The 26,448-nt window shown below is 55.9% G+C and carries 23 protein-coding genes and 2 tRNA genes; 16 read left to right on the forward strand and 9 right to left on the reverse strand.

Annotation, left to right across the window (positions count from 1 at the left end):
• Positions 1–55: 55 nt before the first annotated feature.
• Complete coding sequence (gene phrB / locus WEB64_RS11835) at positions 56–1,456, forward strand: deoxyribodipyrimidine photo-lyase (RefSeq protein WP_368065634.1); 1,401 nt, start codon at positions 56–58, stop codon at positions 1,454–1,456.
• A 129-nt stretch (positions 1,457–1,585) separates the two neighbouring features.
• Here the strand turns inward: phrB and WEB64_RS11840 are convergent, their stop codons facing one another.
• From WEB64_RS11840 to hemA, 4 genes are read right to left on the reverse strand one after another with little or no spacing between them, the layout of a single operon-like run.
• Positions 1,586–2,332, reverse strand: coding sequence for a ThiF family adenylyltransferase (locus WEB64_RS11840; protein WP_368065635.1), 747 nt, complete (start codon positions 2,330–2,332; stop codon positions 1,586–1,588).
• Positions 2,326–3,186 (reverse strand): peptide chain release factor N(5)-glutamine methyltransferase, encoded by an 861-nt coding sequence (prmC, locus tag WEB64_RS11845; protein ID WP_368065636.1) that lies wholly within the window; start codon positions 3,184–3,186, stop codon positions 2,326–2,328. Before prmC ends, WEB64_RS11840 begins: the two co-directional genes overlap by 7 nt.
• 22 nt (positions 3,187–3,208) lie before the next feature.
• Complete coding sequence (prfA, locus tag WEB64_RS11850; protein ID WP_368065637.1) at positions 3,209–4,294, reverse strand: peptide chain release factor 1; 1,086 nt, start codon at positions 4,292–4,294, stop codon at positions 3,209–3,211.
• Positions 4,291–5,580: a glutamyl-tRNA reductase gene (gene hemA / locus WEB64_RS11855; RefSeq protein ID WP_368065638.1), complete on the reverse strand. Its 1,290-nt coding sequence runs from the start codon at positions 5,578–5,580 to the stop codon at positions 4,291–4,293. Before hemA ends, prfA begins: the two co-directional genes overlap by 4 nt.
• A 260-nt stretch (positions 5,581–5,840) precedes the next feature.
• Here hemA and WEB64_RS11860 point away from each other — a divergent pair, with 260 nt between their 5' ends.
• The 9 genes from WEB64_RS11860 (at position 5,841) to WEB64_RS11900 (ending at position 13,590) form a co-directional block, all read left to right on the forward strand.
• Positions 5,841–7,586, forward strand: coding sequence for a tetratricopeptide repeat protein (locus tag WEB64_RS11860; protein ID WP_368065639.1), 1,746 nt, complete (start codon positions 5,841–5,843; stop codon positions 7,584–7,586).
• Positions 7,586–8,224, forward strand: coding sequence for a lipoprotein insertase outer membrane protein LolB (gene lolB, locus WEB64_RS11865; RefSeq protein WP_368065640.1), 639 nt, complete (start codon positions 7,586–7,588; stop codon positions 8,222–8,224). Before WEB64_RS11860 ends, lolB begins: the two co-directional genes overlap by 1 nt.
• On the forward strand, positions 8,221–9,075 hold the full coding sequence (ispE, locus tag WEB64_RS11870; RefSeq protein WP_368065641.1) for a 4-(cytidine 5'-diphospho)-2-C-methyl-D-erythritol kinase: 855 nt from the start codon (positions 8,221–8,223) through the stop codon (positions 9,073–9,075). The genes lolB and ispE overlap by 4 nt, the downstream gene beginning before the upstream one ends.
• 21 nt (positions 9,076–9,096) lie before the next feature.
• Positions 9,097–9,171, forward strand: a tRNA-Gln gene (locus WEB64_RS11875).
• 52 nt (positions 9,172–9,223) lie between these two features.
• Positions 9,224–10,168, forward strand: a complete 945-nt coding sequence (locus tag WEB64_RS11880) for a ribose-phosphate diphosphokinase (RefSeq protein WP_368058349.1) — start codon at positions 9,224–9,226, stop codon at positions 10,166–10,168.
• 156 nt (positions 10,169–10,324) lie between these two features.
• The gene (locus WEB64_RS11885) at positions 10,325–11,002 is read left to right on the forward strand and encodes a 50S ribosomal protein L25/general stress protein Ctc (RefSeq protein WP_368058339.1); all 678 of its coding nucleotides are present in this window, start codon (positions 10,325–10,327) and stop codon (positions 11,000–11,002) included.
• Between the two features lie 21 nt (positions 11,003–11,023).
• On the forward strand, positions 11,024–11,614 hold the full coding sequence (gene pth / locus WEB64_RS11890) for an aminoacyl-tRNA hydrolase (RefSeq protein ID WP_368058337.1): 591 nt from the start codon (positions 11,024–11,026) through the stop codon (positions 11,612–11,614).
• 89 nt (positions 11,615–11,703) lie between these two features.
• Positions 11,704–12,795: a redox-regulated ATPase YchF gene (gene ychF, locus WEB64_RS11895; RefSeq protein WP_368058335.1), complete on the forward strand. Its 1,092-nt coding sequence runs from the start codon at positions 11,704–11,706 to the stop codon at positions 12,793–12,795.
• Positions 12,796–12,999: 204 nt separating this feature from the next.
• A complete protein-coding gene (locus tag WEB64_RS11900) occupies positions 13,000–13,590 on the forward strand; it encodes a 4'-phosphopantetheinyl transferase (protein WP_368058333.1) in 591 nt (196 codons plus the stop codon).
• 16 nt (positions 13,591–13,606) lie between these two features.
• Here the strand turns inward: WEB64_RS11900 and fhuF are convergent, their stop codons facing one another.
• Positions 13,607–14,347, reverse strand: a complete 741-nt coding sequence (gene fhuF / locus WEB64_RS11905) for a siderophore-iron reductase FhuF (protein ID WP_368058331.1) — start codon at positions 14,345–14,347, stop codon at positions 13,607–13,609.
• Between the two features lie 191 nt (positions 14,348–14,538).
• On the opposite strand from fhuF, the gene WEB64_RS11910 reads away from it, so the two are divergent.
• The 4 genes from WEB64_RS11910 (at position 14,539) to WEB64_RS11925 (ending at position 19,859) form a co-directional block, all read left to right on the forward strand.
• Positions 14,539–14,615, forward strand: a tRNA-Met gene (locus WEB64_RS11910).
• A gap of 132 nt (positions 14,616–14,747) precedes the next feature.
• Positions 14,748–16,025, forward strand: coding sequence for an O-acetylhomoserine aminocarboxypropyltransferase/cysteine synthase family protein (locus WEB64_RS11915; RefSeq protein WP_368058329.1), 1,278 nt, complete (start codon positions 14,748–14,750; stop codon positions 16,023–16,025).
• Between the two features lie 181 nt (positions 16,026–16,206).
• A complete protein-coding gene (gene lipA / locus WEB64_RS11920; RefSeq protein ID WP_368058327.1) occupies positions 16,207–17,259 on the forward strand; it encodes a lipoyl synthase in 1,053 nt (350 codons plus the stop codon).
• A gap of 59 nt (positions 17,260–17,318) precedes the next feature.
• Entirely contained in the window at positions 17,319–19,859 is a 2,541-nt protein-coding gene (locus tag WEB64_RS11925) for an RND family transporter (protein ID WP_368065642.1), read from the forward strand.
• Positions 19,860–19,933: 74 nt separating this feature from the next.
• Here WEB64_RS11925 and WEB64_RS11930 read toward each other — a convergent pair whose 3' ends face one another.
• Positions 19,934–20,386, reverse strand: a complete 453-nt coding sequence (locus WEB64_RS11930; protein WP_368058323.1) for a Spy/CpxP family protein refolding chaperone — start codon at positions 20,384–20,386, stop codon at positions 19,934–19,936.
• Positions 20,387–20,604: 218 nt separating this feature from the next.
• Here WEB64_RS11930 and ylqF point away from each other — a divergent pair, with 218 nt between their 5' ends.
• Both ylqF and fabB read left to right on the forward strand, forming a co-directional pair.
• Positions 20,605–21,507, forward strand: a complete 903-nt coding sequence (ylqF, locus tag WEB64_RS11935) for a ribosome biogenesis GTPase YlqF (RefSeq protein WP_368058321.1) — start codon at positions 20,605–20,607, stop codon at positions 21,505–21,507.
• A 116-nt stretch (positions 21,508–21,623) separates the two neighbouring features.
• Entirely contained in the window at positions 21,624–22,832 is a 1,209-nt protein-coding gene (gene fabB / locus WEB64_RS11940; RefSeq protein ID WP_368058319.1) for a beta-ketoacyl-ACP synthase I, read from the forward strand.
• Positions 22,833–22,899: 67 nt separating this feature from the next.
• On the opposite strand, the gene WEB64_RS11945 is transcribed toward fabB, so the two are convergent.
• The 3 genes from WEB64_RS11945 to dnaB all read right to left on the reverse strand — a co-directional run bounded on the left by WEB64_RS11945 (position 22,900) and on the right by dnaB (position 26,443).
• On the reverse strand, positions 22,900–23,775 hold the full coding sequence (locus WEB64_RS11945) for a sugar nucleotide-binding protein (RefSeq protein WP_368058317.1): 876 nt from the start codon (positions 23,773–23,775) through the stop codon (positions 22,900–22,902).
• Positions 23,776–23,972: 197 nt separating this feature from the next.
• Complete coding sequence (gene alr, locus WEB64_RS11950; protein ID WP_368058315.1) at positions 23,973–25,046, reverse strand: alanine racemase; 1,074 nt, start codon at positions 25,044–25,046, stop codon at positions 23,973–23,975.
• Complete coding sequence (gene dnaB, locus WEB64_RS11955; protein WP_368058347.1) at positions 25,046–26,443, reverse strand: replicative DNA helicase; 1,398 nt, start codon at positions 26,441–26,443, stop codon at positions 25,046–25,048. Before dnaB ends, alr begins: the two co-directional genes overlap by 1 nt.
• Between the last annotated feature and the right edge of the window lie 5 nt (positions 26,444–26,448).

The following is a 26,448-nucleotide window of genomic DNA, read 5'->3' on the forward strand; positions in this document are numbered from 1 at the left end:
CGCCAGCGAATACACAAGTCTGTGATTTATATTGATTTGCCCAACAGGAATACGAATGACACAACTAGTATGGTTCAGGAATGATCTGCGCGTCTCTGACAACCCTGCTTTAACAGCTGCCTGCAAGCAGGGCGAGGCCGTGCGAGCGTGTTTTCTGGTGACCCCGGAGCAGTGGCAGGAGCATGATTGGTCGCTGGCACGTATCCGTTTTGTAGTGGATCACGTCAACGCTTTATCTGATGCTCTGGCCCGCCTTGGTATTACCCTCGATATTCTCGAAGCCCGCAGGTTCGACGACAGCATCGACACACTGTTGTCCTATTGCCAGACCCAGGGCGTCCAGCATCTTCACTTTAACGAGGAATACGGCGTCAATGAGCGGCGGCGCGATAAAGCCGTTCACCAAAGCTTCACCAGCGCTGATATCAAGGTCAACAAATACCGCGACCAGACTGTTGCGCCCGTCGGTACTATCCTGACGCAGCAGGAGGAACCCTATTCGGTGTTTACGCCGTTTTCCCGCCGCTGGCGCGAGTGGGCCGGAGACAACACGCCTAACCCGTTTCCAGCGCCAACTAAAATGGCTGACCCCGTAGCCCCGAACTATCTCTCCACCAGCCTGGCCGGTTATCAGAACGCTCCGGAACCCCTGGTGTCGGTGGGCGAAGACGCCGCGCACAAGCAGCTCGATGAGTTTATAGAACAGCGGGCCAAAAGCTATAAAAAGGAGCGGGATTTTCCGGCCCTTGACGGCACCAGCCTGCTCTCTCCCTATCTGGCCAACGGCGTACTTTCCGGCCGTCAATGCTGGCTGGCGGGTCAGCAGGCGCTGGCGTCCGGCGAGAACGAAGGCTTATTTACCTGGGTGACCGAGATTGCCTGGCGGGATTTTTACATAAACATTCTGTTCCACTACCCGAGAGTGAGCATGCACCGGGCGTTTAAACCGGAAACCGAAGCGCTGGAGTGGAATACACCCGAGGGCAATTTTGAAGCCTGGAAAGAAGGCCGCACCGGTGTGCCGATTGTGGATGCAGCCATGAGACAGTTAAATGAGACCGGCTGGATGCACAACCGCCTGCGGATGATTACCGCCATGTTCCTCACCAAGAACCTGTTCATCGACTGGCGTCTGGGGGAGGCCTATTTCATGTCCAGACTGGTGGACGGTTTTCTGGCCTCAAACAATGGTGGCTGGCAGTGGAGCGCCTCAACCGGCACCGATGCCGCGCCTTATTTCCGAGTATTCAACCCGGCGACCCAGAGCGAACGTTTTGACCCCAAAGGCGAGTTCATCCGCCAATGGGTTCCGGAACTGGCCAGGCTGGACAGCAAGGGCATTCACGAGCCCGGCACAAAGGGCGGTGTTATCCCGAAAGGGTATCCAAGACCGATCGTCGACCTGAAGCAAAGCCGGAAAGAGGCGATTGCCAAGTTTCAGGCGTTAAAGGACTAAGGAGCTTGCAGCAGGGCGGAGGCAGGTTTGCCCGAAACCCTGCGGAGCCAGGGATGGCGGAGCGGAGCCTACACGGACGTATCCACGGCGTGTTTTGGGCAAACCTGCCTCCGCCCTGCTAACCCATGGCTACTCAGCGCAAACCGGACACTCGGGGTCCCGGGCCAGTTTCATCTCCCGCCACTCCATGCGCCAAGCGTCGAGAATCAACAAGCGCCCGGTCAAGGGCATGCCAACGCCTGACAGAACCTTGATCGCTTCCATGGCCTGGCAGGCTCCGATTATACCCACCAGCGGGCCGATCACTCCCGCTTCAGAACAATTGAGTTCCTCGTCACCCTGGTCCTGATAAAGACAGTGGTAACAGGGGCTTTCAGTTTGACGGGAATCAAAAACCACCAGTTGGCCTTCGCCCCGGATAGCGGCACCAGAGACCAGCGGTACCTTGCTGGCTACACAGGCTTTGTTGATGGCAAACCGGGTCGAGAAATTATCGGTGCAATCGACCACAAGATCACAGGATTTCACCTGCTCTAACAGGTCACCACCTTCAAGCCGTTCCGTGATGGCCTTCGCTGTGACCGAGGGGTTAATACGTTGCACTCGCTCTGCAAGAGCCTGGGCCTTAGACTCTCCCAACTGACTAGTTTCAAAAGCGATTTGGCGCTGCAGATTGGCCAGTTCGATAACGTCATCGTCTGCCAGCGTAAGATGCCCTACTCCAGCAGCGGCCAGATAAAGAGCCACCGGACACCCGAGCCCGCCAGCGCCCACCACCAGTACCCTGGCGGACTCCAGGCGGGCCTGTCCAGCAATGTCGAACGAGGGCAGCAGAATCTGGCGGCTGTAACGCATCAGCTCGTCGTCATTTAACATCCGGTCGGCTCCTGCAGTTGAAGGGGGTAATGGTTTGATTTAGCGGCTCGTTGCTGCCCCAGCGTCAAGCGGTCCTGTTGACCGTAATCCTGATGAGAGGCTACGGCGTCAAAACCCGCTGCGGTGAAAAGTTCTTGCACCGCCGCAGCCTGATCAAAACCGTGCTCCACCAACAGCCAGCCGCCGGGTGCCAGCCATTCGGGTGCTTGCGAAATTATCAGGCGCAAGTCTTCCAGGCCGTCTGCGCCTGCCGTCAGGGCTGAACGGGGTTCAAAGCGGACATCGCCTTCGTTCAGATGCTGATCGTCAGCCTCGATATAAGGCGGATTGGACACAATCAGGTTGAAACGCTCCGGCCGCAGTTCGCTGAACCAGTGGCTGTGCACCACATCGACTGTCAGCCCAAGTTGCTCAGCATTGAAGCGGGCAAGGGCTGTAGCTTCTGGTACAACATCTGTCGCCGTCACCTGCCAGCTGGGTCTTTCGGAGCGCAGGGCCAGTGCAATGGCACCGGTGCCGGTGCCAAGATCAAGCACCTTGGCATCAACGGGTAGAGCCAGTGCGAGCGCGGTTTCCACAAGGCATTCGGTATCCGGCCGGGGAATCAGGGTAGCGCTGTTAACCTTAAGCGTAAGCGACCAGAATTCCTGCTGTCCCAGAATGTGAGCGATGGGCTCACCCGCCATCCGGCGAGCGAGAAAACGTTCAAACGTTTCTTCTTGCTCATCGGTCAGACGCCTTTCAGGCCAGGCCCTCAGCGAAGTACAGGACCAACCGGTAGCCTGGGCCATCAGCAATTCGGCATCCAGCCTCGGTGTATCGCTGTCAATCTCGTCAGCTGCTTTCTGAAGCATTGCTTCCGAAGTAAGCAACGACTCAGTCATCCGCCAGACTAGCCAGCAATTCGGCCTGATGCTCCTGTTGCAACGGCTCAATCACCGAGCTCAGGTCACCGCCGATCACTTCATCGAGCTTATACAGCGTCAGGTTGATGCGGTGGTCTGTCACCCTCCCCTGAGGGAAGTTGTAGGTGCGAATGCGTTCGGAGCGATCCCCGCTGCCGACCAGACTTTTGCGGGTCGCGGCCTGACTGATCTGATTGCGCTCGTTTTCTGCGTTCTGCAGGCGAGCCTGCAGCAGACTCATAGCCCGGGCGCGGTTCTTGTGCTGGGAGCGCTCATCCTGACATTCCACCACGATACCCGAGGGTATGTGGGTCAAGCGGATGGCCGAATCGGTTTTATTGACGTGCTGACCGCCAGCACCGGACGCCCTGAATGTATCCACCCGCAGGTCAGATTTATTGATTTCAATGGCTTCAGCTTCATCGGCTTCAGGCATAACCGCCACGGTGCAGGCTGAGGTATGAATACGGCCCTGGGATTCGGTTTCCGGAACCCGCTGAACCCGGTGAGCGCCCGATTCGAACTTCAGGGCACCATAAACCCCGGTACCGGAGACCCGGCTGATAATCTCCTTGTAGCCCCCATGCTCACCCTCACTCTCGTTGATCACTTCAACCTGCCAGCGTCTGCTTTCGGCGTAACGCAGGTACATCTTGAACAGGTCACCCGCAAAAATAGCGGCTTCATCACCCCCGGTACCCGCGCGGATCTCCAGAAACACATTCTTGGTGTCGTTGGGGTCCTTGGGGAGCATCAAATGATGGAGTTCTTCCGCCAGCACCTCACTTTTCTCTTCAGCGCAGACCATTTCTTCCTCGGCCATGGCGCGCATATCCGCATCCGAATCCCGGGCGAGCTCAAGCGCCTCAGCCATTTCAGAGCGAGTCTGTTGCCAGGCCCTGAAACAATTGACGATGGGTTCTATTTCGGCAAACTCCCGGGAAAGATCCCGAAAACGATTCTGATCGCCAATCACCCCCTGATCACTCAAAAGGCCACTGACTTCATCGAAACGGTCATTCAACCGTTCGAGTCTGTTTTGTATCGATGCTTTCATATTTTTTCCGGGGTGGGGGAAACGGCGTCGTCCTGGACTTCAAGCTGGTGCAACTCGCGCAGCCAGTTGGTCACTTCCACCCGGCCTTCGGCAGTCGCCTTGCGGACCTGCACCGAGGGCTCGTGTAGCAGTTTATTGGTGATGCCCCGTCCGAGACCGCGCAGCACGGTCTCGGGATCACTGCCGTTGCGCAGGGAACGCAGGGCTTTTTCGATTTCGATATCCCGCAGGATCTCCGCGCGCTGGCGGAATTGCTTGAGGGTTGCCACCGCATCCAGTGCTCGCAGTTGCGACAGGAAGGTCTGGGTTCCCGCCAGAATGAGGTTTTCCGCTTCGCGGGCGGCACCCTCACGGGAGCGGACATTTTCTTCAATGACAGTGTGCAGGTCGTCAACGGTGTACAGGTAGACATCCGCCAGCGACGCCACTTCCGGCTCTATATCCCGGGGTACCGCAATATCGACCATGAAATAGGGCCGGTGTTTACGCTTTCGCAGGGCCCGTTCCACCGCGCCCTTGCCAAGGATGGGCAGCGGACTGGCGGTGGATGAGATAACGATATCAACCTTCGCGAGCACGCCCGGAATTTCTGACAGTGTAATGCCTCGCCCGCCCCGGGCTTCAGCCAGGGTTTGGGCGCGCTCCAGGGTGCGGTTGGCAACCAGGAAATTCTTGACGCCAGCCTCGGCCAGGTGTCGAGCCACCAGTTCGATGGTCTGGCCAGCGCCGATCAGTAACGCTGTGTTCTTCGACATATCGGCGAAGATATGGCTCGCCATGCTTACCGCCGCATAGGCAACTGACACCGGATTTTCTCCGATCGCAGTCTCGGTGCGGACCCGTTTGGCGACGGTAAAGCTCTGATCGAACAACCTCGACAAGAACACTCCGCTGGCACCGTGTTCCCGGGCCAGCGCATAAGCATCCTTGAGCTGCCCCAGAATCTGTGGCTCGCCCAGCACCATGGAATCAAGCCCGGAAGCCACCCGCATCATATGGCGAACCGCCTCGGAATCCCGATGAATATAGAACGCGCTCTCAAGCTCCGCGACCTCAAGGCCGTGAAACCCCGAAAGCCACCGTAGCACCGCTTGGGCACAATCGTCGTCCCCGGCCAGGTAGAGCTCGGTGCGGTTACAGGTCGAGAGGATTGCCGCTTCACTGGCACCGGTTGTCGCACGCAACTCGGCAAACGCTTCCGCCATCCGCTCCGGCGTAAAAGCGACGCGCTCGCGCAGCTCCAGGGGAGCCGTACGGTGATTAATGCCCAGCGTTAGCAATGCCATAAGACGATTGAGGCTACCTTTTTGCCTAAAGAATTGATGAACATTATTTTACCGACCTGACCAGCCGGGTGCTACCTAAACCCGAAATGCTTCGGTAAATGCCGACAGAACAAGCCTTCGGCGGGTCATTGAATGCGTGTGTCGGGCTGATCAACAGGTGATCAACAGATTGGGCAAGCCCAGGTGCTTATGCCATCATAGGCTCCGGCGAATGAGGTCATTCCGACTCATGCATATCGTAAATAGATACGGGAAGTCACATGCAAAAATCGGCCTTTCTGCTAGCCACCTGCCTGCTCGGGCTCTCCGGCTGCGCCAATCTGATGAATGATGACGACGCACCCTCCCCAGAGTCGGAAACATTAGCACCCACTGCCGACATCGCAACTGGAAACGCAGAGATCAAATACGCGGATTTCGAGCCGGATATTCTCTACCTTCTGATGTCAGCAGAAATCGCCGCCCAGCGTGGCCGGTATGACATCACCCTGATGAACTATGTTGAGGCCGCCAAACAATCCCAGGATCGGACGGTGATTGAGCGCGCGATGCGAATCTCGCAATCTCTGAAGGCGGATAACGCCCAACGCCAGTTGGCAGAATTATGGCTGGAAACCGACCCAAACAGCTTGCAGGCTCACCGGGTTGCCGCTATTCAGAGCGTAAAGCGCAACGATCTTGAAAAAGCGCTTTATCACATGGAACAGATCATGGACCTGGGGGGCGATGCAGACTTTGACAGCCTCGCCGCCATGGCGACCAGCCTTCCACCCACCAGTCAGCTTGAACTCCTGCGACTCTATGAGGATATCGCAGAGCGCCATCCCGATAACCATGAAATCCGTTACAGCATCGCCTTGCTGTTGAAAGTCATCGGAGACAACGAAGCCGCACTCACCCAGTTGCAGCAATTACTGGATGAAGAACCGGAGTTTCAACCGGCGCTGGTGCTGAAAGGCGACCTGCTCTTCCAGACAGGCCAGCAGCAGGAAGCTCTGGACCACTTGCTCTACAACACCCGGCGCTACCCTGAAAATCGCCAGATGGGCACCCTTTACGGGCGCATGTTAATTGGTGAAGGGCAACTTCAGGCCGCTCAGGACGAGTTCAAGCGGCTGATTGACCAATTCCCCAACGTCCCAGGCCTTCGGCTTTCACATGCCCTCGTTGCCCTTGAGAATGGCGAAACCGATCTTGCCAGACAGGAACTGACGAAACTGATAGAGCAAGGCCAACACAGCAGCGAAGCCCACTACTATCTTGGCCGTATTGCTGATGAAGAAGGCGATATCGAATCGGCCATTGGCTACTATGACCGGGTCAAAGACAGCAACCATTACCTGGCTGCCCTGGCCCGCGTCAGCGCTCTTCGAGCGCAATCCGGCAATCTGGACGAGGCGCTGGCGAATCTCCGGAATCTGAGGGAAAAAACACCGGATAATGCAGAGGGGTTATGGTTGCTGGAGATCAACCTTTTACTGGATATGGAGCAGAATGATCAGGCGATGGACGCTGCCAACGAGGCACTCGCTGTGTACCCCGAGAACGTCCGGATACGCTATGCCCGAGCCATGCTGCATGACAGCGAAGGCCAGTTTGATGAAGCCGAGCAGGACCTGCGCGCCATTCTCAGACAGGAGCCGGAGAACGCCGTCGCCCTGAACGCTCTGGGCTATATTCTGACCACCCGCTCTGCGCGTTTTGATGAGGCCCAGGCGCTGATCGAACGGGCGCTCAGCCTTGATCCTGAAAATCCGGCCATTCTCGATAGCATGGGCTGGGTACTGTTCAAAAAGGGCGAAACCACCAAGGCGCTTGATTACCTTCAGGCGGCCTACGAGGCCTTCCCGGACCCGGAGGTTGCTGCTCACCTGGGTGAAGCCCTCTGGCAAAATGGTCAGCAGGAGCAGGCTCGAATGATCTGGCGGGAAGGCCTGGAGCAGGACCCGTCCGATGAAATGATTCTGGAAACCATTGAACGCCTGGGCGTGGAGCGGAATCTGTAATGGGTTTCAGAGCAACTTTTATCGTTTGCATCTCACTCTGGTTGAGCGCCTGCGCGACGACGCCTCCAGAACCTCTGCCTGAAGGCCTGACGGAGCAACCACCGACGGGCTGGAGCCAGCGTCAGGAGGCCCTTAAAGCCTTTCAGCATTGGCGGTTACAAGGGAAACTCGCGGTGCGTCAACCCTCAGACAGCGGTACCGCTAATATCAACCGCTGGGTACAGGATAACGAGCATTACCAACTGTCGCTGTCCTCGGCGTTTCTGGGCCTCGGCAGGACGGAACTTGAAGGGGTTCCAGGCTTTCTTGAACTGACATTGCCCGATGGCGAGACCTATCGCTCCAACGATCCCAATGCACTGATTGAAGCCGCCACCGGCTGGCAATTGCCGATCGACAGCCTGATCTGGTGGGTCAAGGGCCTACCTGATCCGGCCAGCGATTTTCGATTGCTGTTCAATGACGCCGGTGATCTGGCGGTCATCCGCCAGCAGGGATGGGAAATTCGCTATGAACGCTGGCGGTCTTTTGTGGATGAGCAACCCCCACTCCCGGCCAGGATTACGGCCTTGAAAGAAGACAAACGGGTACGCCTGGTCGTTACCGACTGGCAGACCCACACACCAGGTCAGCCATGACACTCATCCTGCCTGCACCCGCCAAACTGAACTTATTCCTTCACATTAACGGGCGCAGACGAGACGGCTATCATGAGCTGCAAACACTGTTTCAGTTTCTCGATTTCGGTGATGAGCTAACCTTCACTCTCCGGCAGGGCGGCGAGATCACACTTGAGCCTGGGCTTCCCGATGTGCCTGAGGATGACAACCTGATCCTCCGCGCCTCGAGATTGCTGAAAGCCAAGGCAGGACGAACGGTGCCCGGTGTCAGTATCACGCTGACCAAACGCCTGCCAATGGGCGGGGGCCTGGGTGGTGGCAGTTCTGATGCCGCCACGGCCCTGCTCGGGCTGAACCACCTTTGGGCGTTGAACTTCTCTCTGGAGGAACTGGCTGAACTTGGGCTCACCCTGGGGGCCGATGTGCCGGTATTTATCCGGGGATTCGCAGCCTTTGGCGAAGGTATCGGGGAAAAGCTCACGGCGACTCAGCCACCGGAGGACTGGTTTGTCGTGCTGAAACCGCCATGCAACGTCAACACAGGATTGATTTTTTCCCAGCAAGGGTTGACAAGGGACACCCCTAGAATCAAAATAGCGCCCGCTTTTGAGGGAGACGCCTTGAGGTACCGAAACGACTGCGAAGATATAGTTTGCAGACTGTATCCAGAGGTTAAGCAAAGCCTGGAATGGCTGTCGAAATTCGGACCTGCAAGATTAACCGGAACCGGGGCTTGCATATTTGGACGTTTCCCAACAGAATCCAAAGCCCAAAATGTTTGGGCAAGCAAACCTTCCGGCATCACCGGGTTCGTAGCTAAAGGGGTGAACCTATCACCACTACACCGAAAGCTGACAGAGCTGAGATGATGCCAAGCAAAAGCACGATACTGGGGTGTCGCCAAGTGGTAAGGCAACGGGTTTTGATCCCGTCATGCGCAGGTTCGAATCCTGCCACCCCAGCCAATTCCCTCCTGATTTTTTCAATATGACTTCTGATACCGAGAAGGATTCAATCGTGTCCAAACTGATGATTTTCGCGGGCAATGCCCACCCGGAACTTGCCAAAAGTATCGCTCAGAAATTGCACATCCCCATGGGCGAAGCCACCGTCGGCAAGTTCAGTGACGGCGAAACCACCGTAGAAATCAACGAGAATGTTCGCGGCCACGATGTATTTATCATCCAGCCTACCTGTTATCCAACCAACGATAACCTGATGGAACTGATCGTTATGGCAGACGCCCTCCGTCGCGCCTCAGCCACCCGAATTACTGCGGTAATCCCTTATTATGGCTACGCACGCCAGGATCGCCGCGTTCGCTCCACTCGCGTTTCCATCAGCGCCAAAGTGGTAGCCGACATGATTACCAGCATCGGCATCGACCGGGTGCTGACCGTTGACCTGCACGCTGACCAGATTCAGGGTTTCTTCGATATTCCGGTCGACAACATCTACGCCACACCCGTGCTGCTGGAAGATATTGAAAAACAACGCTTTGAAAACTTTATCGTGGTATCTCCTGACGTTGGCGGCGTGGTTCGCGCACGTGCAATCGCCAAACGCCTCGACGACGCCGACCTGGCCATCATTGATAAACGTCGTCCGAAGGCGAACGTATCCCAGGTGATGCACATCATCGGTGATGTCAGAGACAAAACCTGTATTCTGGTGGACGATATCGTGGATACCGCTGGCACCTTGTGCAAGGCAGCCAAGGCTCTGAAGGAGCATGGCGCATCACGAGTTATCGCGTATATCACTCACCCGGTACTTTCCGGGCCCGCGATTGACAATATTAATGCCTCCGAACTGGATGAACTGGTTGTCTGCGACACCATTCCACTGGGTGACAAAGCCCGAGAATGTGGTAGAATCCGTCCCCTCGGAATGGCTGGTCTGCTGGCTGAATCTATTCGTCGCGTCAGCAACGAAGAATCCATCAGCGCCATGTTTGAGTAAGCAACACCTTCCGAACACATTCAAACCGGGAGCCTTTTAAGGCTCCCGGTTTGTTTAACTCCCCGAAAAAGATAATCTTTATTTTCGGGAACATCAGAAAAACATCTGCAGTGTACTTGGTCGCGAGTCCTGTAGATGCTTATTGAGGTATGTATCATGGCCCAGGAATTTATCATTGAAGCTTTCTCGCGTGACGTTAAGGGGAGAGGTGCGAGCCGCCGCCTGCGTCGCGAAGAGCGTAAAATCCCGGCAATCATTTACGGTGGTGAGAAAACTCCCGTATCGGTTTCCATTTGGCACAACGAGCTGAAAAAAGCTCTTGAGAACGAAGCTTTCTTCTCTCACATCCTGACGATTGAACTTGACGGCAAGAAAGAGAGCGTGATCCTCAAGGATCTGCAGCGTCACCCGTACAAGCCGTTGTTGACCCACGCTGACTTCCTGCGTGTTGACAAAGATCACGAGATTCACGTCAACGTACCGCTGCACTTCCTCAACGAAGCAACAGCGCCAGCTGTCAAGCTTCAGGGTGGCGTACCGACGCACCAGATGAACGACGTGGAAGTTATCTGTCTGCCGCAGAATCTGCCAGAGTTTATCGAAGTCGACATGCAGGACATCGAGATGGATCAGGTTATTCACCTGAGCGACCTGAAATTACCGAAAGGCGTTCGTGTTGCTGCTCTGGTCCAGGGTGAAGACCACGACCTTCCGGTTGTTTCGATCCACATGCCACGCGGCACCAAGGCTGACGAAGCTGAAGACGCCGAAGAAGCTGAAGAAGAAGACGAAGTTAAACCAAAAGAAAAAGGCAAGGACAAAGACAAGGAGTAATTACTCCGGGGGTAATGGCACATGGCGCAGCAAATTGTCATGGTGGTTGGGCTGGGAAACCCCGGCCCCGACTATGAAAATACGCGTCATAATGCCGGAGCCCTGTTCGTTGAAGCTCTGGCCCGCGCTGCGGGCCAGAGCCTTCGTCCCGACAAGAAGTATCACGGTCTTTACACCAGAGCCAGTCTCCACGGTCTTGATCTGCATTTGCTGTACCCCACCACGTTTATGAATCGCAGCGGCCTCGCCGTGAAATCCCTGGCGGATTTTTTCAAGATTCAGCCTGATCAGATACTGGTTGCACACGATGAGCTCGACCTTTTCCCCGGTACCGCCAAACTCAAGAAAGGCGGCGGCCACGGTGGTCATAACGGCCTCCGGGATATCATTGCCCATCTGAGCAGTAATGAGTTTCTACGCCTGAGACTTGGCATCGGGCATCCTGGCGATAGCCGCCAGGTGACCAACTATGTACTCGGCCGACTCGGCAAGCAAGAAGGCTCCCAGCTTGAACTGGTTATTGAGGAAGCAATACGCGTGCTTCCTGAGGCCGCGAGCGGCAAACTGCCTGTAGCCATGAATCGTCTTCACAGTTTCAAACCTGCACCCTGACCGGTCCTTTCAGCCCTGGACTGCTCGCACCGTTTATCAGACACCGGTATAATCCGGCAACATTTTCAGTACCAAATTAGAGGCACTCCATGGGATTTAATTGCGGCATCGTCGGCCTTCCCAATGTCGGCAAATCTACCCTGTTCAATGCTCTGACCAAGGCGGGTATTGGCGCCGAGAACTTCCCTTTCTGCACCATTGAACCCAACGCCGGTGTGGTCGGCATGCCAGACCCCCGCTTGACCAAACTGGCTGAAATGGTCAAACCCCAGCGCGTGGTGCCAACAACCATGGAGTTTGTTGATATCGCGGGCCTGGTTGCTGGCGCTTCCAAGGGTGAAGGCCTGGGCAATCAGTTTCTGGCCAATATCCGGCAAACCGATGCCATCGCCCACGTGGTCCGGTGCTTCGACGACAGCAACGTCATTCACGTCGCCAACAAGATCGACCCGGCCGCAGACATCGAGGTAATCAATACCGAACTGGCTCTGGCGGACATGGATACCGTCGAAAAAGCCATCAGGCGAGTTGAGCGGGTTGCAAAAAGCGGCGACAAGCATGCTAAAGCCCAACTGGAAATCTTCCAGACTCTACTGCCGGTATTGAATGAAGGCAATCCGGTACGCGGCATGGACCTGAGCAGCGACCAGAAAGCGCTTATACGAGAACTTTGCCTGCTGACCAGCAAACCCACCATGTACATCGCCAACGTCGATGAGAACGGCTTTGAGAATAATCCTTACCTGGATACGGTCAAAGCAATCGCCGAGTCGGAAAATGCAGTCGTAGTGCCGATCTGCAACAAGCTTGAAGCAGAAATTGCCGAGCTGGAGGACGACGAGAAACTGGTTTTCCTGGAAGAGATGGGCATGGATGAGCCAGGCCTTGACCGCGTTATTCGTGGCGGCTACAGCCTGCTGGACCTGCAAACCTACTTCACCGCAGGCGTGAAAGAAGTCCGGGCCTGGACGGTCAGGGTCGGCGCTACCGCGCCCCAAGCTGCTGGCGTCATCCACACCGATTTTGAACGCGGCTTTATCCGGGCCGAAGTGGTTGGCTATGATGACTTTGTTAAGTACAACGGCGAGGCAGGAGCGAAAGATGCTGGCAAATGGCGGCTGGAAGGCAAAGAATACATCGTCCAGGACGGTGATGTGGTGCACTTCCGGTTTAACGTGTAAACAACCGCTATCCGTGTCGCACGGGAATGGCCTGCGGGCCATTTCGTCGTGCCTTTGCCGTCTCCTGTGAACCACCTTCCTCCTTGCTGCAGCCCTCTGGAGAGTATCTGGCCATGGTCAGAGGAACTTCCGGCTGTTCAGCTTATCAGCACCAGTTATGACTATCGCGGGTTTACTCTCGAAGCGTATGCCGAAAGCGAGATAATGCTCCCCTCAGAGCTCACCGACGCGGCTGATAAGCGCAAAACCGAATATCTCGTGGGTCGGATTTGCGCCAGGGAAGCGGTGAAACGTATTACCGGCCACGCCTCAGCGCCTTCATTGGGGGCCGACCGTGCACCCTGCTGGCCGGAAGGCATAACGGGTTCGGTCACCCACAGCCATGGCCGTGCTGCTGCCATCGGTGCCAGCAATCAACATTACCTTAGCCTGGGGCTGGATGCAGAAGTCGTGCTGTCAGATAGCCGGGCCACAAAGCTGGTTCAGAAAATTCTGACCAGTTCTGAGCGCCAGCGATTTCAGCTGGACCTTGCCCAGCGGCCGGGGCATCTGACAACCCTCGCCTTCTCGGTCAAGGAAAGCCTGTTCAAGGCGCTCTATCCACTGACCCGAAAACGCTTCTATTTCGAGGATGCAGAACTGCTTGAATGGAACGAGCCCGGGCTCGCCACCGTGCGACTTCTGACAGACCTCTCCGGGGATTGGCGCGCAGGACAGCAGCTCACGGCATGCGTCAGCCTGGAGGGCGGTCGTTTACTGAGCTTGGTGCCCGTTACTGCAACAGGTACGCGCTGACCGTCAAGGTTCCTGCTCAACGGGCGGCTTTCGGTGGGCAGTCTATATGGGGGCAATTCTCACACAGACCAAGCTCAGGCAGCCTGTAGCGAAGACAGCATTGCCGACGCTGCCGCAGCGGCGATGGCCCTGACGATCTTTCCACATAACGTACCGGTTGGTATAGCGGGTTTCGACTGCCATCCGGGCGCAACTGCAGGTTGATCAGTTGGTGTCCGTCGGCAGACACCTGGTCTGGCCCCAGATGATGCTCCAGCGCACCCACCAGCCACTCCACGTAGTTGCCGGCATTGTTCCAGAGTACCCTTGGCGACACTTTTATCTGACGGGAAAGCGCCTGTATGAAAGGCGAGAAATTATCATCCACCAGCGTTTGGAAGCGCTCAAATACCGTCTCCCCGGATGAGGGCAACGCCCTGCCCTCGCTGGAAATGCGAAAGGCCTCAGCTTGGCCGTCCGGCGTCAGTATCACCTCAATGTCATCCAGCTCGACCGGTAACTCCCAGTCCAACACCAGATTTGCTGTTATCGACGGCACCGCCAGTCTCAGGAAATAAGTTCGAGACCAAAGCGACGCCAGCGCCCTACGATCGACATCGCGGTTGTCGCCTGCGTACAGGTTCAGCAAGTTGTCCAACTGCTCGGGAGCGAGACAATCTCTCATGGGAATTGAAGGGCGCGGGTCATCAGCAAGCACCAGCGCCTGCTGAAACTGCTCAAAATCACCGCTCAACAACGATTTTAACCCGGTTAGCATAAAGAGAGCACAGACATGACAGAGCAACCCAGGCAAACAAACAGGAACCGGTACTCTAAAGCAATCGATGCTTTCGGTAAATGACACGCGTTCGCATTTAATTTTTCCAAAATCAAAAGGGGTTGACACTTTCCGACAAAATCCAGAGAATACGCGCCTCGTTTAGAGCCGATGTGGCTTCTGACGGTGTTGGCAAGGTAGCTCAGTTGGTTAGAGCACAGCACTCATAATGCTGGGGTCGGCGGTTCAACTCCGCCCCTTGCTACCAGTATTCGAAAAGCCCGGTTCGAAAGAGCCGGGTTTTTTTATGGCTGAAATTCGCCTCCTGCGATTTTAATTTTCTCTGTGGCATACTCGATCAGCCGTTCCACCCAATAATAACTGAAAGGGAAGCCATACCATGAAACCCGAAACTTTGGCCCTGCATGCGGGCTTTAAAGGCGATCCGACTACTCACGCGGCCACTACGCCCATTTATCAGACCACGTCCTACACGTTCGACGATACCCAACACGGGGCCGACCTGTTTGACCTCAAAGTTCAGGGTAATATTTACACCCGTATCATGAACCCTACCAATGCAGTGCTGGAAGAACGCATGGCGCAACTCGAAGGCGGCGTGGGAGCACTGGCGGTCGCCTCCGGCATGGCGGCCATAACCTATGCCCTGCAGACCATTTGCAAAGTCGGCAATAACATCGTCAGCACGAGTCAGCTCTACGGCGGAACCTACAACCTGTTCGCCCACTCATTGCCGAATCAGGGCATCCATTGCCGCATGGTGCCCCACGATGATTTCGACGCGGTGGAACAGGCGATTGATGACGACACCCGGGCCCTCTTTTGCGAGTCGATCGGCAACCCCGCGGGCAACGTCGTGGATATCCAGCGTTGGGCGGAAATCGCCCACAAACATGGGATACCCTTGATCGTGGACAACACCGTTGCGACACCCTTCCTTTGCAGACCGTTCGAGCACGGCGCTGATGTCGTGGTGCACTCACTAACCAAGTACATTGGCGGACATGGCACCACGGTCGCGGGTGTGGTGGTCGATTCCGGCACGTTCGACTGGAAAGCCAACGCCGCCAAGTTCCCGATGCTGAATGAGCCGGACCCGTCCTACCACGGCGTAATCTACACCGATGCCTTGGGGCCAGCCGCGTTCATCGGACGGTGCCGCGTGGTACCCCTTCGTAACACCGGCGCGGCCTTGGCACCGTTCAATGCTTTCCTGATCATGCAGGGTCTGGAAACTCTGGCTCTGCGAATGGAGCGCCACTGTGAGAATGCGGAGAAGGTGGCAAACTTTCTGCAGAATCATCCCTCGGTCGAATGGGTAAACTACGCCGCCCTGTCTGACAGCCCTTACAAAGCTACTTGCGACAAAATATGCGGCGGCAAGGCTTCCGGCATTCTCAGCTTCGGAATCACCGGTGGCCTGGAGGCGGGTGCCCGTTTTATTGACGCCCTGCAACTTATCTATCGCCTGGTGAACATCGGTGATGCCAAATCCCTGGCCTGCCATCCGGCAACGACCACCCATCGCCAGCTTAATCCGGACGAGCTAAAGGCCGCTGGCGTCAGTGAGGATCTGGTCCGGCTGTCCATCGGCATCGAACATGTCGATGACATTATTGCCGACATCACCCAGGCGCTAAATACTGCCACCGCATAGCGGGTCCCGGGTTGCGACGGCAAAGAACATTGTCTTTGCCGTCGCTGCTGCTTTCAAACCGTCCCTGTAAGACCAATGTCGGTCCGTGTGGGCCCGTGTTTACCCCTATTTGGCTTGTATCAACCTGCCGTAATCCTTACCCTTAAGAACTAATTCTTCGCAATTCAAGAGCCCGGTTGTCATGAGCGACAGCGCAAAATCCAGTATTGCCAGCGGTTCCAAATTCCGTCACGAGCATGGTTTCTCTGCCATCAAAAATGGCATTAAACGAACGGTCCATGACGACATGCCGTCCGGACCGAAACCCAAGTGGCTGCGTGCTCGTATGCCCGGCGGAGAACGTTTTGAGGCAGTGCGACAGAATGTGAAGGATCACAAGCTCAGCACCGTATGCCAGGAGTCCCATTGCCCCAATATCGGCGAATGCTGGAACAACGGTACCGCCACTATCATGGTGATGGGATCGGTCTGCACCCGCGCCTGTCGTTTTTGTGCCGTCGATACCGGTAACCCCAAGGGTTGGCTGGATCACGACGAGCCGGAAAATACCGCCAAGTCCGTTGAGCTCATGGGGCTTCGCTACATTGTACTGACCTCGGTGGATCGGGATGATCTCGACGACGGCGGAGCGGCTCACTACGCGGCTTGCGTGTCTGCAATCAAACATCGCACCCCCGAAGTCGCGGTCGAGGCGCTCACGCCAGATTTTGATGCCGTTATGGAGCATGTAGAGAAAGTGGTGGACTCAGGACTGGATGTGTTCGCCCAGAACGTCGAAACCGTCAAACGCCTTACCAGTCGTGTCCGCGACCCCCGTGCAGGTTATGAGAAGACTCTGGCTGTGCTGGCCCACGCAAAGCAATACCGTCCGGAGGTTCTCACCAAGACCAGCCTGATGCTTGGACTCGGCGAAACCGAGGAAGAAATTCTGCAAACCATGGATGACCTGCTCGAGATCGGCGTCGACATCCTGACGCTGGGTCAGTATCTGCGCCCTACCCCGAACCACTTGCCGGTCGAGCGTTACGTAACACCGGAAGAGTTCAACCGCTACCGGGAAATCGGTCTCGAAAAGGGCTTCCTGGAAGTGCCGTCCGGCCCGATGGTGCGCTCCAGCTACCGAGCAGACCGGGTGTTCGAAAAGAATAACCTTGGTTTGGCCGTGCCTGCCGTCCCGACACCGAGCACCAATCAGATTCCTGTTAACCAGATCCCGGTCAAAGTACTGGATTGAGGCCCATTAGGGCCCGATCTGTGGCAGACTGCGTCCTGACCTGAATCGGATTCCCATGGATGTTTATGAACGCTGCCACGTCGCTGTACCGTCGAATCGTACTCGCCCACCCTGTCGCCATTCTGATCGGATTTGCCCTGATTCTGGTGATCGCCAGTCTCCGGCTTGACCAGTTCCGGCTCGATGCTTCAGCGGAGTCACTGGTGCTGGAGAACGATCAGGCGCTTGAGCAATACCGCACCATGACCCAGCGGTTTACCAGCTCCGATGACTTTCTGGTGGTGACCTACCGCCCGGAAGCGGATCTGTTCTCCGACCAGGGCATGGGTGCACTCAGGTCATTACGGGATGAACTGGCCGGGCTTGAAGGCGTATCCTCGACCAACAGCATCCTCAATATCCCGCTGCTTCACAGCCCACAACTCACACTGGACACCGTGGATTCACAAATCCGCACCCTGGATGAGAACGATGTCCCTCTGGATACCGCCCGCCAGGCGCTGCTGGGCAATCCGCTGTACCCCAATCTATTAATCAGCGAGGATGCCAGAACAACCGCCATTCAGGTCAACCTGCCCACGCCCGAGAGCTATCTCGAACTGTTAGAAGAGCGCAACTCGCTGCGGGATAAAGCCCGGGAAAGCGAGCTATCCAGCGCGGACGAGGAACGCCTGCAGGCGGTCAGTGACGAGTTCACCTCGCTGTCTGAAACCGTTAGCGATCAGCAGGAAAAAACCATTGCCGAAGTTCGTGCCGTGCTCGACACCTATCGGGCTGACGCAGAATTGCATCTGGGCGGCGTGCCAATGATCGTTGCCGATATGATCAGCTTCATCCAGAGTGATCTGTCGACCTTTGGCATTGGCGTTGTGTTGTTTCTCATATTGACCCTCGCGATTATCTTCCGGCAGTGGCGGTGGGTTGCGGTGCCATTACTGTGCTGCCTGTTTACGGTCTGGCTGGTGATGGGCTATCTGAGCTGGATACAACAGCCGGTCACGGTGATCTCCTCGAATTTCGTCTCCCTGCTGCTGATCATGACGCTATCCATGACGATTCACCTCATCGTTCGCTATCGGGAATTTCAGCACGATGCACCGGAGGCCGACCCCTGTGAACATATGCTCAATACCGTGCGCAGCATGGCTAAGCCCTGCTTTTTCATGGCCATCACCACCATTGTCGCGTTTGGGTCACTGACGTTCAGCGGTATAAGACCCGTGATTGATTTTGGCTGGATGATGACCCTGGGCCTGGCACTGGCGTTTATCATTACCTTTGTGATCTTTCCGGCCTTGCTGACCCTACTACCGCCAAAGGTGAGCAATCAGCCTGCCGACGAGGGCCGCGCCTTCACCCGTCGTTTCGCGACCTTCACTGACCGGTTTGGAGGCACTGTGCTGGTCACCAGTGCATTGCTGGCGGTGCTTTGCGTTATCGGCATTAGCCGTTTGACGGTGGAAAACAGCTTTATCGACTACTTCAAGGAGAGCACCGAAATCTATCGCGGCATGGTGACCATAGATAATGAACTCGGGGGCACGTCGCCTCTGGATGTGATTATTACCGACGAAGCGCCGCCCGAATCCGCCAGCGGCGGCGATCCCTTCACCAGCGACTCGTTCACCAACGATGCCTTCGCTGAAGATGAGTTTGCCAGCGACTGCGACCCGTTTGTCGATGACTGTGGTGAGGACGAAGGCTATCGTGATACCTGGTTCACTTATCAGAAGATGCAGCGCCTTGAGGAGGTTCACCATTACCTGGACGGTTTACCGGAAACCGGCAAGACTCTCTCCATCACCACCACACTCGAGTTACTGGCCCAGGTGAATGAGGACCAGCCACTTAATGCGTTGGAACTGGCATTTGTGCCCGCTGCGCTGCCGGATAACCTGCGGGAAATTCTGTTGATGCCCTACATCTCTGAAGAACACGATCAGGCCCGCTTTACCATGCGTCTGATTGACTCGTCGCCAGATTTGAGGCGCCAGCAACTGCTTGATCAGATTCATCAACACCTGACGGGGGAGCTTGGCTTCGAGGACGATCAGGTTACCTTCACTGGCATGACGGTGATGTACAACAACATGCTGCAAAGCCTGTTCGACTCGCAGATCAAGACCCTCGGCATCGTGTTTCTTGCCATCGGGCTAATGTTCCTGATTCTGTTCCGGTCACTCAAGCTGGCTCTGATCGGCATCGCCCCCAATGTGCTGGCAGCCAGCAGTGTATTGGGGCTAATGGGATGGCTGAGGTTACCGCTGGACCTGATGACCATTACCGTTGCCGCCATTACGGTGGGCATCGCGGTGGACGATACGATCCATTACATCCATCGTTTCAAGGTCGAGTTCGCAAAGGATCACAATTACCACGACACCATGCACCGCTGTCATCAAAGCATCGGTCGCGCCATGTTCTATACGTCACTGACCATCATCATCGGCTTTTCAATACTGGTGTTGTCCAATTTCATACCGACCATCTACTTCGGATTGCTTACCGGATTCGCCATGCTGATGGCGCTGCTCGGCGCGTTAACCCTTTTGCCCAAACTGATCGTGCTGGTCAAGCCATTCGGACCAGAGGCCGCCTGACGCTCTCCTGAACAAAAAAAGCCGCTTCCGGAAACCGGGAACGGCTTTCTCAATTCAGCCTTTCAGGCCTGAACTCACTGCATTTGCTGTTGCATCTGGCGCTGCTGCATCTGCTGCTGCATCTGCTGCATGCGCTTTTCGAGCTCTGCGCGCTGTTCTTCAGTAAACACTTTATCGACCTTCGCCTGCATAAGAGTAGACAATGCAGTCATTTCACCGGTCAGATCGCCAAGCTTTTCGGCGTCCTCGCGGATTTGATCTTCATCAAAATCAGGTTTGATCTGGGCTTGCAGTTCCTGCTGAAGGGCTTGAGCTTCAGCCTGGATTTCACTGATTTCACCCTGCATTTCTTCAATAATGCCGCGAATCTCTTTTTGCTGAGCATCGTCAAGCCCAACCAGTTCGGCAAGTTGATCCACCTGATCCGGCTGACCACCAGGTGTGGTAGGTGCAGTTTGCTGCGCGATTGCCGTAGAGCCGAAGCTCAATGTAATCAACGCAATTCCGAACATTTTAACCAGTTTCATAGTATTCTCCGCCGTTCAAACATTTGTTTCAGCTAGTCAAGACCGTACACCCTAAAACAAAAATCGGTAAATGTTCACCCCTTCCCCCGTTAATTTGTACATACGTCACGCCCCGACCGCCCAAGCACCGCACCAGAGGCGGCATAGGCTTTAGTGTGAAAAATTATTCATTCCCGTCCATAATGGCGCGAATTGCAGTTTACGACGGAGTTTCGAGCATGGCTATCAACTGGTTTCCCGGGCATATGCACAAGGCCCGCAAGGAGATCAAACAAATAATGCCGCAAATGGACCTCATCATTGAGGTGCTTGACGCCCGCATTCCGTTCAGCAGTGAAAACCCGCTTGTGCCTGCCCTTCGCGGGGACACGCCGGTGATCAAGGTCCTCAACAAGCGAGACCTGGCTGACCCGGCAATCACCAGGCAGTGGCAGCAACACCTGGAACAGCAGGATCGGCTCCGGGCCATTACCCTGACTCATAATCAGCGCTCAGAAGCCCTGGGGATACTCCAGGTGGCCCAGGATATGACCAGCCACAAAAACCGTGAACGCGGTGCCCTGAGAGTCATGATTCTGGGCATCCCCAACGTGGGCAAATCCACCCTGATCAATACACTCGCAGGGCGGACGGCAGCCAAAACCGGCAACGAGCCTGCGGTCACCCGGGCCCAGCAGGTGATCAAACTACCGGACAACATTCTTCTGTATGACACTCCCGGGTTCCTGTGGCCTAAGCTGTCACCCGCAGCCTGCGGCTATCGCCTGGCAGTCACCGGTGCCATCCGTAGCGCTGTCATCGAGTTTGACGATGTCGCATTGTTTGCTTCCGATTACCTGTTGAAGGCGTATCCGGCTGCCCTGATGGAACGCTACAAGCTCGAGACTCTGCCGGTCGACGGCCTCGCATTGATGGACGCCATTGCCGTACAACGCAATTTCTTTGCCCGAGGCGGCGTGCCGGATCTGCATAAAGTCTCGGAAATACTGCTCAACGAACTGCGCGCGGGAAGACTTGGCCCGATCAGTCTCGAAACCCCGACTATGGTGGCGGAGGAAACCGCAGAGCTGCTGCACTCGGAACAGCAAGTCAGCGCACAAAAAAAGAACGCTAAGAAGTAGCCCCCTGCAAAGGTCAAATACCGGTTAACGGTGAAACCGCCTACACTGATAGCACTACAGATCAAGCGACGGAACCTGCACCGCGCTACCGCAGGCAGGTCCGGAAAGGAGGTTTTATGAGAAGGGTTGTAATCACAGGCATGGGCATAGTGTCGTGCCTCGGCAATTCTGCCGATGACGTACTAAACAGTTTAAAAACCGGAAAATCCGGTATTAGCTTTAACGAAACCTATCGTGATAACGGTTTTCGCAGCCAGGTATCCGGTTCGATCGATGTGGATACCTCAGCCATTGATCGCAAACTGAAGCGGTTTATGGGCCAGTCTGCCATGTACAGCTATCTGTCGATGCAGCAGGCTATCGAGGCTTCAGGGTTGACCGACGAAATGATCTCCAACGACCGTACCGGCCTGATCGCCGGGTCTGGGGGTGCGTCCTGTGCCAGTCAGGTGGAAGCGATTGACCTGATGCGAAGCAAGGGCGTCAAACGCATCGGTCCCTACATGGTGCCCCGCATCATGACCAGTACGGTTTCAGCGTGCCTGGCCACTGCTTTCAAAATCCGGGGTGTGAACTATTCCATGTCGTCAGCCTGCGCTACCAGCGCCCATTGTATCGGCCACGCCATGGAACAGATTCAGATGGGCAAACAGGACATTGTTTTCGCCGGCGGCGGCGAGGAGGAAGACTGGAGCCTCACCATGCTGTTTGATGCCATGGGGGCACTTTCCACCAAATATAATGATGCCCCGGAAACGGCATCACGACCGTTCGATAGTGGCCGTGATGGCTTCGTCATTGCCGGGGGCGGTGGAATGGTTGTAGTGGAAGAACTTGAGCACGCCCAAAAACGCGGCGCCAACATTCTCGCCGAAATTGTCGGCTATGGCGCCACCTCCGATGGGTATGACATGGTAGCGCCCTCTGGCGAAGGCGCCAGGCGCTGCATGCGTCAGGCACTCGCTACCGTCGAGGCACCAATCGATTACATCAACGCTCACGGCACCAGCACGCCCGTCGGCGATGTAGCGGAAATGGGGGCAGTTAAAGAAGTCTTCGGAGAACACATTCCAGCAATATCATCCACCAAATCGCTGTCGGGCCATTCACTCGGCGCTTCCGGTGTCCATGAGGCCATCTATACACTCCTGATGCTCCAGAACAACTTCATCAGCGGCACTGCCAATCTTAAATCCACGGATGCAAAAATCGTTGGAATGCCATTGGTCGGGCCTGATGCCAAAGAGGCTCATCTCGAAACAGTGATGTCCAATAGCTTCGGATTCGGTGGCACGAACGCATCGTTGATCTTCAAAAAACTATAATCCGTCCTGGCCTGAACAGACCGGCAGACGCCAGAATAGAATCGGCGAGAGGGCATCGGCGAGCAACTCAGTTCACGGCTTCCCTGACCGGGGAGTCGTGGGTCAGTGTCAACGCCTCAAGTTCGTCTTCCAGGCAGGAACGCCAGGATAATTGCTTGACGCCAAACGTGTTCCGGATTTTGATACAGCCCAGCGTTGCGTTCTCAAGTTCCAGTGACGACCAGCCCGGCACTTTATCGACTACCCTGACATCCCCGGGTGTACCCGGCAGGTCCACCAGCGCCAGTCCCAGATCGTACTGGGATATCGTCTCTGCACCGGCGTACTGATAGGTTCCCCATACCTCGGCACCGCAATCCAGTTGCTGGATGATGGCCACCATGACCCGGGCAAGGTCACTGTAAGAGACCGGTTGACCGCGGTACCGGCTGGAAAGCTCAATGGTTTCATGGGCGGAGGCACTGTCCTGTATCTTGCGAATAAAACGCGCCAGACTCCAACCCGTGCGCAGGATAATATGGCGGGGCATAAGCGTGCGCAGAGCCTGCTCACACTCCCACTGCCAGTTACCGAGCTGGGTAAATGGCTGGCCCGGATTGGACGTGATATAGGCGCTCTGCTTACGACCATCAAATACGTAACTCGTTGACAGCTGCACTACCGCCTGATTGTGCTTCCGCGCATGTTCCGCCAGCGCCATCGGGATGCTGAACGCAGCCTGACGGGTTGCTTCCGGATCAATCTCCGCCTCTTCTGGGTCCGCCAGCCACAGGGCGTTCACGATCAGGTCCGTATCATCCGGTACCCACTGAGCCAGGGCTGAAAGGTCCGCCTTGCTCGGTTCGCTAACCAATAGCGGGCTTAGTTGAAGCGAGGTTTTTTTTAACCGCTCCAGCAAAATTTGTCCCAAAGGACCATAATCGTGCACTACGACAACATTCACAGGGTAAACGTCACTCCATATCTTGAACGGATTGCTATACAGTTCCAGCGTCTTTAACGCTATTTGTATCACTAATCTGATAATCGCGCATACACATTCTAGCCAAAGGCGAGGGCCTTCAAGGCCTCGTTGACTCTATTAACGACCTAACCTGCGAGCCTGAGGCTGACGGATCACCACAGGAATTCGCTGCGCGGCTATTCGCTATACAGCCTGGGTACCCGGGCTGTTACGCCGGTCAATAGTTCATAGGCGATGGTGCCAGCATGGCGCGCTACCTCATCCACCCCCACATGGGCGCCCCACAGTTCCACCTTGTCACCGATGCTGGCATCTGGCACTGCCGAGAGGTCAAGCGCCAGCATGTCCATTGAGACTCGCCCGATCAGATTTACCCGACAGCCACTGATCCAGGCCGGTGTTCCCGTTCCGGCATGGCGAGGATAGCCATCGCCATAACCCACCGCGACAATGCCCATGGATGTCGGTTTCTCGGCGGTCCAGGAACCGCCATAACCGACTTGCTCTCCAACAGCGAGCGTTCGCACAGCAATCAGCTCGGATTCCAATGACATCACCGGGCGCAGCCCGAGCTCAGGCCCACTCTGGCTTATCATCGGGGTCGCCCCGTAAAGCATGATGCCAGGCCGACTCCACTCGAAGAGTGCCTGGCCTGGACGGAAGTGAGCCGCTGAATTACCGACACTGCGTTGAAAATCCGGATAGGCCTCGGAAACATTTACGAACACCTCGGTCTGCGCGGCAGTTTCGGCGTTATCAAGATCATCAGCGCAGGAGAAGTGTGTCATCAGGCCCTTGATCAAGCCTTCCCGGGGTGCGAGCCGCTCCACTACATTGTCCAACTCTCGGGCATTAAACCCGAGGCGATTCATACCGGTATTCAGCTTCAGCCAGATAACCGGACGGACCTGTTCTGAAATCAGCCAATCTACCTGTACACTGCTGTGCAGCACCGGTTCAAAACCTTCTTTCAGGCAGGTCTTGAGGTCTGCCTGATCATGAACTCCTTCCAGCAAAACCACCGGATGCGTCAGGCCTTCAGCACGAATAGCCTGAGCTTCTTCAATACAGGCAACCGCAAAGCATTCAGCCGCAGTTGCGAGTGCGCGGGCGACCGCGCCAATGCCATGTCCATAACCATCGGCCTTGACCACCGCCATCGGCCTGGCGCTGCCAGCTTTGGCGGCGGCCAGCTCAAAGTTAAATCGCAGGGCATCCAGATCTATTCGGGCTACGGTATTTCTTGGCATCAATAATCTCCGCCATAATCACCGTGAGCAAGATCTTCAAACTTGGTGAATTTGCCGATAAAGGCCAGGCGAACGGTCCCAATTGGGCCATTACGCTGCTTGCCGATGATAATTTCCGCAATACCTTTATCCTGAGTATCCTCGTTATACACCTCGTCCCGATAGACGAACATAATGATGTCGGCATCCTGCTCAATGGCGCCTGATTCCCGCAAATCGGAGTTAACGGGCCGTTTGTTCGGTCGTTGCTCAAGGCTTCGGTTAAGCTGCGACAACGCCACGACCGGGCAGTTGAGCTCTTTGGCAAGACCTTTAAGGGAGCGAGATATCTCGGATATTTCTGCAGTCCGGCCTTCATTGCTGCCCGGTACTCGCATGAGCTGCAGATAATCCACCATGATCATTGATAACTTGCCATTGTTCTCCCTGGCCACCCGGCGAGCGCGGGAGCGCATTTCGGTCGGGCTCAGAGCTGGTGTATCGTCAATATACAGTGGCTTGTCTTTGAGCAGACTGACCGCGGAGGTCAGCCGGGGCCAATCTTCCTCTTCCAGACGGCCGCTGCGCATCCGGGATTGGTCTATGCGACCCAGCGAGGAAAGCATACGCATGACCAGGGCATCCGCTGGCATTTCCATACTGAACACAAGAATGGGTTCGCCGGTACTGATCAATGCATTCTCGACCATGTTCATGGCAAAGGTGGTTTTACCCATGGAGGGCCGCCCGGCGACGATGATCAAATCCGACGGCTGCATACCGGAAGTCCAGTCATCCAGATCCTTGAAGCCGCTGGTCAGACCGGTGATGGTGTCTCCCGACTCGAACAGTTCTTCAATCCGCGTTAACGCCTTGGTGAGGATCGGATTGATGGCCTGGGGGCCGGAACCCGACTGGGTACGGGACTCCGCAATTCGGAACACATTACGCTCGGCCTCGTCCAGAATCTCATCACTGGTGCGCCCCAGCGGATTGAAAGCCGAATCGGATATGCCGCCCGATACTTCGATAAGTTGACGCAACACGGAGCGTTCACGAACAATCTGGGAATACGCCTTGATATTTGTCGCGCCCGGCGTTTTTTCGGCCAGCTCGGCCAGATAAGAAAGGCCGCCGGAATCTTCGATATCTCCCGCCCGCTCAAGGAACTCCGCGAGGGTAACTACATCCAACGGCTCACTTTCGGCAGCCAGCCGCTCCGCAGCTCCGAAAATCAACCGGTGATCCTGACGATAGAAATCCGACGAGGTAATGATTTCCGAGACTTCATCGAACCGACGGTTATCCAGCATAAGACCACCCAGAACCGCCTGCTCTGCCTCAAGTGAATGAGGCGGCACTTTGATTCTGCTGGTTTCGCTGTCCATCGATGACGGCTTCAGGTTGGTCGTTGCCATGAAAT

Source organism: Marinobacter sp. (genome assembly GCF_040882185.1).
In the GTDB taxonomy this organism is placed as follows: Bacteria; Pseudomonadota; Gammaproteobacteria; order Pseudomonadales; family Oleiphilaceae; genus Marinobacter.